We start from the raw sequence: 7,860 nt of genomic DNA on the forward strand, positions 1-7,860 counted from the left end.
TCCCCGCACCCGAGGGGGCGCGCCATCCGGCGCGCCCTTTTTTATGCGTTCATCAGCCCGGTCCACCACCGTATTCACACATGGGCTGCGGTATATTGGCCATTCCGCCACCGCAGGTGTGGCGCGCTTGACGGCCTGCCGCGGGTGCGCATGGCCAGTCACGGCACAGTGAGCTGACGAGGGACTATGGCACTGGTTTTCAGTGATGAAATCTGGGATCGCTGGCGCTTGCCAGCACTGGGACTGGCGGCGATCGCCATCATCGTGGTGCCGTGGCTGACGCAGCGCAAGCTGCAACAGGAAAACGCCAATGCGATGGAGTGGGTGAGTCATACCCAGCAGGTGGGCGTTGCGCTGTACCAGCTGCAGGCCGACGTCCGCGACGTGGAATCGGCCGCGCTGACGATGTCCAAGGGCATCGACGCGCCCGGGCTGCGCGAGCGCATGGCCCAGACCAACGACATCCCCACCCGGTTGTCCAAGTTGGCGATGCTGACCCAGGACAACCCCGACCAGCTGGTGCGCATCGGCCGCATCGAGTCCATGCTGGAACGGCGCATGGAGCTGGCCAAACAGTTGGCGCGCTCCTCGCCGACCTCCGACCAGCGCCAGCTGGTTCAGGACATGACCACCCGCTACCCGATCCGCAACCTGGTCGAAGACCTGCAGAAGCACGAGGAGAATCTGCTCGCCCAGCGGACCGCGAACCTCGTCAAGCAACAGCGGCAGAGCGACATTATCTCGTGGAGCGCGCTGATCGTGCAGCTGCTGCTGCTGGGCCTGGTGCTGTGGCTGCTGCACCGGCAGATCGGCCACCGCCTCAATGCCGAACGGCAGTCGCTGCGCTCGGCCGCACGCGCGGCCTCGGTGCTGCATACGGTGCGCGAACCCATCGTGCTGCTGGATCGCCAGCTGCGCGTGCAGATGCACAACCCGGCCTTTGCCGAGCTGTACGGTCTGGATGAGGCCGATTCGCCCGACGGCATGGCGCTGGACACCGTCGGCGATGGCGCCTGGAAGGACGCGGTGGTGCGCCAGCGCCTGACCGATGTGCTGGTGCGTGGCCGCGAACTGTGGGACTACGAACACGAGCAGCGCACGGCGGACGACGTGTCGCGCACGATGCTGATCAACGCGCGGCGCATGCCGCTGCCGGACAAGGACGACGAAGTCGTCCTGATGACCGTCAGCGATGTCACCGTGCAGCGTGCGGTACAGCAGCGCGTGGAGGAACTGAACCGCCAGCTGGAAGGCAAGGTCGAGCAGGTGTCGGAGGTCAATCGCGAACTGGAAGCATTCAGCTATTCGGTCTCGCATGATCTGCGCGCGCCGTTGCGGCACGTCGCCGGCTTCTCGGACAAGCTCACCCGCCACCTGGGCGAGGAGGCCGACGAGAAGACCCAGCATTACCTCGGGGTGATTTCCAACTCGGCGCGGCGCATGGCCGCGCTGATCGACGACCTGCTGGTCTACTCGCGCCTGGGTCGGGCGGCGATGCGCCTGCAGGCGGTGGACATGCAGTCGCTGGTCGCCGACACCCGCTCGATGCTGGACGCCAACCTGCAGAGCGAAGCCGAGGCCAGCGGCGTCCAGCGGCAGGTTGAGTGGTCGATCGCCCCGCTGCCGATCATCGTGTCCGACGAGAACATGATGCGGCAGGTCTGGCTGAACCTGTTGGGCAACGCAATCAAGTATTCTTCCACCCGGGATCCGGCGCGGATCGAGATCGACTACAAGCTGCAGCCCGATGGCAGCCACCTGTTCTCGGTACGCGACAACGGCGCCGGCTTCGACATGGCCTACGCCGGCAAGCTGTTTGGCGTGTTCCAGCGGCTCCACAAGGCCAGCGACTACCCAGGCACGGGCATCGGCCTGGCCAGCGTGCGCCGCGTGCTGACCCGGCACGGTGGCCGCATCTGGGCCGAGTCGGTGGTCGACCAGGGCGCCACGTTCCACTTCCTCCTTCCTCCTGCACTCGACGCAATCAACAAGGGCTCTGCCGCATGACCGCACTCCGTACCATCCTCCTTGCCGAGGACAGCCCCGCCGACGCCGAGATGGCGGTCGACGCGCTGAAAGAAGCCCGCCTGGCCAATCCGATCGTGCACGTCGAAGACGGCGTCGAAGCGATGGACTACCTGCTGCGTCGTGGCGCCTTCGCCAACCGCGAGGAAGGTCTGCCGGCGGTGCTGCTGCTGGACATCAAGATGCCGCGCATGGACGGCCTGGAAGTGCTGCGCGAAATCCGCAACACCGACGAGCTCAAGCGCCTGCCGGTGGTGATCCTGTCCTCCTCGCGCGAGGAGAGCGATCTGGCCCGCAGCTGGGACATGGGCGTGAACGCCTACGTCGTCAAGCCGGTGGACGTGGATCAGTTCTTCGGCGCAGTGCAGACCCTGGGCAAGTTCTGGGCCGTCATCAACCAGGCTCCGGAACTCGAGTAATCCCATGCCGCTGACCGGCCCTGCGTTGGGTGCACTGCGTGTCCTGCTGATCGAAGACTCGCCGGAAGACGCTGAACTGATGTGCGAGCAGATGCTCGATGCCGGCCTTGAGGCCAGTTTCGAGCGGGTCGAGAGCGCCGATGAACTGCGCGAGGCGCTGGAGCGCTTCCTGCCGGACATCGTGCTCTCGGACCTGAGCATGCCCGGCTTCTCCGGCAACGAGGCCCTGCAGATCGTGCGCGCCACCTGCCCGGATGTACCGTTCATCTTCGTGTCCGGCACGATGGGTGAGGAAAACGCGGTGGCGGCCCTGCACCAGGGCGCCAACGACTACATCATCAAGCACCATCCGGCGCGACTGCCGTCGGCGGTGGCCCGCGCCGTGCGCGAGGCGCGCAGCGGCATCGAACGCCAGCGCGTGGAAGCCGAGCTGATGCGCGCCCAGCGGCTGGAAAGCCTGTCGCTGCTGGCGGCCGGGCTGAGCCACGACCTGCGCAACATCCTGCAGCCGCTGCTGATCATGCCGGACCTGCTCAAGGCCCGCACCGAGGACCCGCAGCTGCACCACCTGGCCGACGTGATCGCCGAGTGCGGCCGGCGCGGCCACGAGATGGCCGAGTCGATGCTCTCCTTCGTGCGTGGCTCGCGCAAGCCGAGCGAGCACATCTGCATCGCCCATCTGTTCGAGGCGGTCGAGCTGCTGCTGCGCAGCAACCTCCCCGACAAGGTGACCCTGCAGCTGGACGTGGCCGAGGAAGGCCTGGCGGTGGATGCCAACTACACCGAACTGCAGCAGGTGCTGTTGAACCTGTCGTTGAACGCGATCCAGGCCATGCCCGGCGGCGGACGCCTGACCCTGCGCGCGGCAGCGGACCTGGACGGGAAGGGCGAGGACTGGCTGCGCATCTCGGTGACCGACGAAGGCACCGGTATGGACGCCGACACCCTGTCGCACCTGTTCAATCCGTTCTTCACCACCAAGGCCAACGGCACCGGTCTGGGCCTGATTTCGTGCAAGCGCATCGTCGAAGGCGCGCACGGCAGCATCCATGTGGACAGCGTCCCCGGCGTGGGTACCCGCTTCGACCTGCTGCTGCCGATGCAGGAGCTGGCGGCCCCCCACGAGGCCATCGACGGGCCGATCGCTGCCGGTGCCGGCCAGTCGATTCTGGTGGTGGACGGCGAGGCCACGCGCCTGTCCCTGCTCGGCAACGCATTGTCCAGCCAGGGCTACCACCTGCAACTGGCCTCCGACGGTGCGGCCGCGCTGCGCTGGATGCAGCAGGAGGCGATGCCGGCGCTGGTGATCGCCGATGCCGGCTCCAAGCTGCTCTCGGCCAGCCATCTGCTCGGCGAGATGGCGTCGCTTGGCTATCGAGGGCCGGCGCTGGTGCTGGAAGAAGCCGACGTGACCGTGCCGCTGGCGGTGTTCCCGCCGGCCATCAACGTGCACGTGCTGCGCAAGCCGCTGGAAATGCAGCAGGTGTTCCGCTCGGTGGCCGAGGCGCTGGAGACGGCGTAAGGGCGTCTGCAAGGGCATGCCGGCCAGCGGCCGGTACCTGCATCAGTGTTCCCAGGGAAACGCCGGCAGGCTGGCAACGGCCTGCTCGAGTTTGTGCGACCAGCTGCCGTGGATTTCGGCATACAACGGCGAATCGCCGGCCAGCCGCATGCGCTGGCTGATGCGCAGGTCGCCGTCGCGGATCAGCACCAGGTCCATCGGCAGGCCCACCGACAGGTTTGAGCGGATGGTCGAATCCAGCGACACGATCGCGGTGCGCGCCGCGTCTTCCAGGCGGGTCTGCGGGCGCAGGATGCGGTCCAGAATCGGCTTGCCGTACTTGGACTCGCCGATCTGCAGGAACGGGGTTTCCGGCGAGGCCGCGATGGCGTTGCCCAGCGGGTAGATCATGTACAGACCCGGGTGCTCGCCGGCGATCTGTCCGCCCAGGATCAGGGTGGCGTGGGTGACGATGCCATCGTGGCCGGCGTCCTGCGAGGTGGCATTGACCTGGCTGTCGACCAGGACGCGGCCAACATACTCGGCGACCTCGAACAGGTGCCGGTACGCCCGCAGGTTTTCCGCGCGCTGCTCCTCCACGTCCCGGCGCAGCCGCGAGATCAGCAGCTGGGTGGTGGCCAGGTTGCCGGCGGCCATGATCACCAGGGCCGCTTCGCCCGGAAACTCGAACTCATGCAGCTTGCGGTGGACGCGGACATCATCCAGCGAGGCGTTGGTGCGGGTATCGGCGGCGAAGACCAGGCCTTCGTTCACCTCGATGCCGACGCAATAGGTCATGTCGGTGTCCTATGATGTGCACCCCGATTCTATGCGGTGGCCGTGACGGCACCATGTGGATTCGCCCCACGCACGCTGAATACCATGACCACTGCGCTCCTGAGCCTGGGCAGCAACCTGCAGCCGCAACAGCATCTTCACGCCGCGGTGGAGGCCCTGCGCGCGCGCTTCGGCGACATCCGCGTCTCCCCGGCCTACCGGACGGCGGCCGTCGGCTTCGACGGTCCAGCATTCCTCAACAACGCGGTGGTGATCGAGACCGACCTGCCGCTGGACGCGCTGGATGCCTGGCTGCACGCGCTGGAAGACGCCCACGGGCGTGATCGCAGCGGCCCCCGTTTCAGCGACCGGACCCTGGACATCGACGTGGTGTTCTATGGCGACCTGATCGTGGAAGGGCCCGGCCACCTGCGCATTCCGCGCCCCGAGCTCAAGCACGCGTTCGTGCTCAAGCCGCTGGCCGACATCGCCCCGGACTTCATCGACCCGGTCAGCGGGCTGGACCTGGCGACGCTGTGGCGGGCACATGGGCAGCACCACGACCGCTTCGAGGAAGTGGCGCTGTAGGGCCGGCCGCTGACCGGCACCCATGTCAGGTGAGCTGGCGGCCGCCATCCACACGCAGGGTGTGGCCGGTGATGAACGGGGCGTCGCTGACCAGCCAGTACACGGCTTCGGCGATCTCCTCCACGGTGCCGGTGCGGGCCAGTGGCGTGCGGGCCAGCAGCGCCTGCTGCGCGAAATCGTCCTTGCCCTGCTCGGGCCAGAGGATCGCGCCGGGCGCCACCGCGTTGACCCGGACCTTGGGGGCCAGTTCCAGCGCCAGTGACCGGGTGACCATTTCCAGTGCCGCCTTGGCCGCGCTGTAGACCGGATGGTCGCGCATCGGCTGGGTACCGTGCAGATCGGTCAGGTTGACGATGCTGCCCTGGTGGCGGCGCAGCTGCGGCGCGGCGGCCTGGGCCAGCAGCAGCGGCGCGCGCGCGTTGACCGCGAACAGGTCGTCCCAGTGCTCGGCGGTGATCTGGCCGAGCAGGGTGGGGTAGAAGTTGGAGGCGTTGTTGACCAGCGCGTCGAGCCGCCCGAACTGCGCCACGGTCTGCTCGACCAGGTCGGGCAGGGCGTCGGCATCGCGCAGGTCGGCCTGCAGGGCCAGCACGCTGCCGGGGCGCAGCATGTCCAGGTCGAAGGCCATCTGCTGCAGCTCGGCGGTGGAGGTATGGGCGTGCAGCACCACCGACCAGCCGCAGGCATGGAACTGGCGGGCGATGGCCGCGCCGATCCGGCGCGCACTGCCGGTGATCAGCGCCACGGGCGCGGTGTCGGTCATCGGGGGTAACTCCCTGCTCGGCTATGCTGTGCATTGTCACCGCAATCGCCCGCGCCATGCATTCCCCACTGCCCCTTCCCGAGTCCGACGCCCTGGCCCACAGCGAGACGCTGGCCGCCGCCCTGCGTGAGGAAATCCTCGCCAATGGCGGTGCCATGCCGTTCGCGCGCTTCATGGAGCTGAGCCTGTACGCCCCCGGGTGGGGCTACTACAGCGCCGGCGCCAGCAAGTTCGGCAGCGCCGGCGATTTCACCACCTCGCCGGAAATCGGCTCGTTGTTCGCCGCCACCGTGGCCAACGCGGTCGCGCCGGTGATGCAGCAGCTCGGCCCGCAGGCGCGGTTCCTGGAACTGGGCGGCGGCAGCGGCGCGTTCGCCGAGATCCTGCTCAAGCGCATGCTGGAGCTGGATGCGCTGCCGGACCGCTACGCGATCCTGGAGCCCAGCGCGGACCTGCGCGAGCGCCAGCGCGAACGCCTGGAAAAGGCGCTGGTACCGCCGCTGTTCGCGCTGGTGGAATGGCTGGACGGGCCGTTCGACGACGACTGGGACGGCATGGTGTTCGCCAACGAGGTGATCGATGCGCTGCCCACGCCGCGCTTCCTGGCCAAGGACGGCATGATTTACGAGGAAACCGTGGAGCTGGACGCGCAGGGCGCGTTCGTGCGCGGTGCGCAGCCGGCCGACGCGCTGCTCGGCGCGGCCGTGCGGCACGTGGAGGCCTACCGCGAAAAGCCCTTCGCCGACGGTTACCGGTCCGAGCTGCTGCCGCAGCTGCCGTACTGGATCCAGGCGGTGGCCGGCGGCCTCAAGCGTGGCGCGATGCTGTTCGTGGATTACGGCTATCCGCGCAACGAGTTCTACCAGGACGAGCGCGACGACGGCACGATGCGCGCGTTCTACCGCCACCACGTCCACAACGATGTCTACCGCTGGCCGGGCCTGCAGGACCTGACCGCGTCGGTGGATTTCACCGCGCTGGCCGAGGCCGGCACCGGGGCGGGGTTCGAGCTTGCCGGCTACTGCACGCAGGCCAGTTTCCTGCTCGGCAACGGCCTGGACGGGCTGCTGGAGAAGGCGGAGGCGCGCACCGACGAGATCGGGCGCGTGCGCCTGCGCGACCAGGTCAAGAAACTCACCCTGCCCACAGAAATGGGTGAGCGCTTCCAGGTGATGGGCTTCCAGCGCGATGTGACGTTCGAGGCCGCATTCCTGCTCGGCGACCTGACCTGGCGCCTGTGAGGTGGCAGGCATCGTCGTGTTGAAGCCATTGCGCTGGCCGCGGGTGTGGCTGGCGCTGTGGTGGCTGGCGATCCTGGTCACGGTCACTGTCTGCCTGATCCCGCCACCGCCGTTGGCGTTGCCGGAGAACAGCGACAAGGTCGAGCACTTCCTGGCGTATTTCCTGCTGGCTTCGGCGGCGGTCCAGATCTACCGGCCACGTGCGCCACTGGCATGGGCAGCGGTGGGCCTGGTTGGCCTGGGCATCGGCATTGAAGTCGCGCAGGGTGCATTGACCCGCGACCGCATGGCCGACCCGATGGATGCGCTGGCCAACAGTCTCGGCGTGTTGGCCGGTATGGCGCTCGCGTTCACCCCGCTGCGCGATCTGCTGGTCCGCCTGCGCGGGTAAGCCACCGCACCCATCGCAGGTCGTGGGGGGGCGCGGGCCGCCCCCCCCCCCCCCCGGGGGGGCCCCCACAAAAGCCGCCCGCGGGGGGTGGGCGCGAGAACCAAAATCGGCCCGCGGGGGGGGGGGGGGGGCCCCCCCCGCCGGAGGGGGGCCCG

Annotated in this window: 8 protein-coding genes; 6 read left to right on the forward strand and 2 right to left on the reverse strand. The window is 68.2% G+C overall.

Annotated elements, in window-relative coordinates:
• Nucleotides 1–186: 186 nt before the first annotated feature.
• From ACPEH1_RS18055 to ACPEH1_RS18065, 3 genes are read left to right on the forward strand one after another with little or no spacing between them, the layout of a single operon-like run.
• A complete protein-coding gene (locus ACPEH1_RS18055) occupies nucleotides 187–2,007 on the forward strand; it encodes a sensor histidine kinase (RefSeq protein WP_017354410.1) in 1,821 nt (606 codons plus the stop codon).
• Nucleotides 2,004–2,444 carry a response regulator gene (locus ACPEH1_RS18060; protein ID WP_017354409.1) on the forward strand — a complete coding sequence of 147 codons (441 nt, stop codon included), beginning with the start codon at nucleotides 2,004–2,006 and terminating at the stop codon, nucleotides 2,442–2,444. The genes ACPEH1_RS18055 and ACPEH1_RS18060 overlap by 4 nt, the downstream gene beginning before the upstream one ends.
• Nucleotides 2,445–2,448: 4 nt before the next feature.
• Entirely contained in the window at nucleotides 2,449–3,966 is a 1,518-nt protein-coding gene (locus tag ACPEH1_RS18065; protein WP_287250386.1) for an ATP-binding response regulator, read from the forward strand.
• 42 nt (nucleotides 3,967–4,008) lie between these two features.
• Here the strand turns inward: ACPEH1_RS18065 and ACPEH1_RS18070 are convergent, their stop codons facing one another.
• Nucleotides 4,009–4,743 carry a proteasome-type protease gene (locus ACPEH1_RS18070; protein ID WP_017354407.1) on the reverse strand — a complete coding sequence of 245 codons (735 nt, stop codon included), beginning with the start codon at nucleotides 4,741–4,743 and terminating at the stop codon, nucleotides 4,009–4,011.
• Nucleotides 4,744–4,827: 84 nt separating this feature from the next.
• Here ACPEH1_RS18070 and folK point away from each other — a divergent pair, with 84 nt between their 5' ends.
• Nucleotides 4,828–5,310, forward strand: a complete 483-nt coding sequence (gene folK / locus ACPEH1_RS18075; RefSeq protein ID WP_153164783.1) for a 2-amino-4-hydroxy-6-hydroxymethyldihydropteridine diphosphokinase — start codon at nucleotides 4,828–4,830, stop codon at nucleotides 5,308–5,310.
• A gap of 25 nt (nucleotides 5,311–5,335) precedes the next feature.
• On the opposite strand, the gene ACPEH1_RS18080 is transcribed toward folK, so the two are convergent.
• Nucleotides 5,336–6,073 (reverse strand): pteridine reductase, encoded by a 738-nt coding sequence (locus tag ACPEH1_RS18080; RefSeq protein WP_017354405.1) that lies wholly within the window; start codon nucleotides 6,071–6,073, stop codon nucleotides 5,336–5,338.
• A gap of 56 nt (nucleotides 6,074–6,129) precedes the next feature.
• Here ACPEH1_RS18080 and ACPEH1_RS18085 point away from each other — a divergent pair, with 56 nt between their 5' ends.
• Both ACPEH1_RS18085 and ACPEH1_RS18090 read left to right on the forward strand, forming a co-directional pair.
• Nucleotides 6,130–7,314, forward strand: a complete 1,185-nt coding sequence (locus ACPEH1_RS18085; protein WP_026070494.1) for a class I SAM-dependent methyltransferase — start codon at nucleotides 6,130–6,132, stop codon at nucleotides 7,312–7,314.
• A 10-nt stretch (nucleotides 7,315–7,324) separates the two neighbouring features.
• Nucleotides 7,325–7,705, forward strand: a complete 381-nt coding sequence (locus ACPEH1_RS18090) for a VanZ family protein (protein ID WP_246864022.1) — start codon at nucleotides 7,325–7,327, stop codon at nucleotides 7,703–7,705.
• Nucleotides 7,706–7,860 lie beyond the last annotated feature (155 nt).

Source organism: Stenotrophomonas sp. NPDC077421 (genome assembly GCF_049545505.1).
Classification (GTDB): Bacteria; Pseudomonadota; Gammaproteobacteria; order Xanthomonadales; family Xanthomonadaceae; genus Stenotrophomonas; species Stenotrophomonas nematodicola.

Coding starts and splice junctions, on each gene's coding strand:
- ACPEH1_RS18065 (WP_287250386.1), top strand. CDS start 2,449: ATGCCGCTGACCGGCCCTGCGTTGGGTGCACTGCGTGTCCTGCTGATC.
- ACPEH1_RS18070 (WP_017354407.1), bottom strand. CDS start 4,743: ATGACCTATTGCGTCGGCATCGAGGTGAACGAAGGCCTGGTCTTCGCC.
- folK (WP_153164783.1), top strand. CDS start 4,828: ATGACCACTGCGCTCCTGAGCCTGGGCAGCAACCTGCAGCCGCAACAG.
- ACPEH1_RS18060 (WP_017354409.1), top strand. CDS start 2,004: ATGACCGCACTCCGTACCATCCTCCTTGCCGAGGACAGCCCCGCCGAC.
- ACPEH1_RS18055 (WP_017354410.1), top strand. CDS start 187: ATGGCACTGGTTTTCAGTGATGAAATCTGGGATCGCTGGCGCTTGCCA.
- ACPEH1_RS18080 (WP_017354405.1), bottom strand. CDS start 6,073: ATGACCGACACCGCGCCCGTGGCGCTGATCACCGGCAGTGCGCGCCGG.
- ACPEH1_RS18085 (WP_026070494.1), top strand. CDS start 6,130: ATGCATTCCCCACTGCCCCTTCCCGAGTCCGACGCCCTGGCCCACAGC.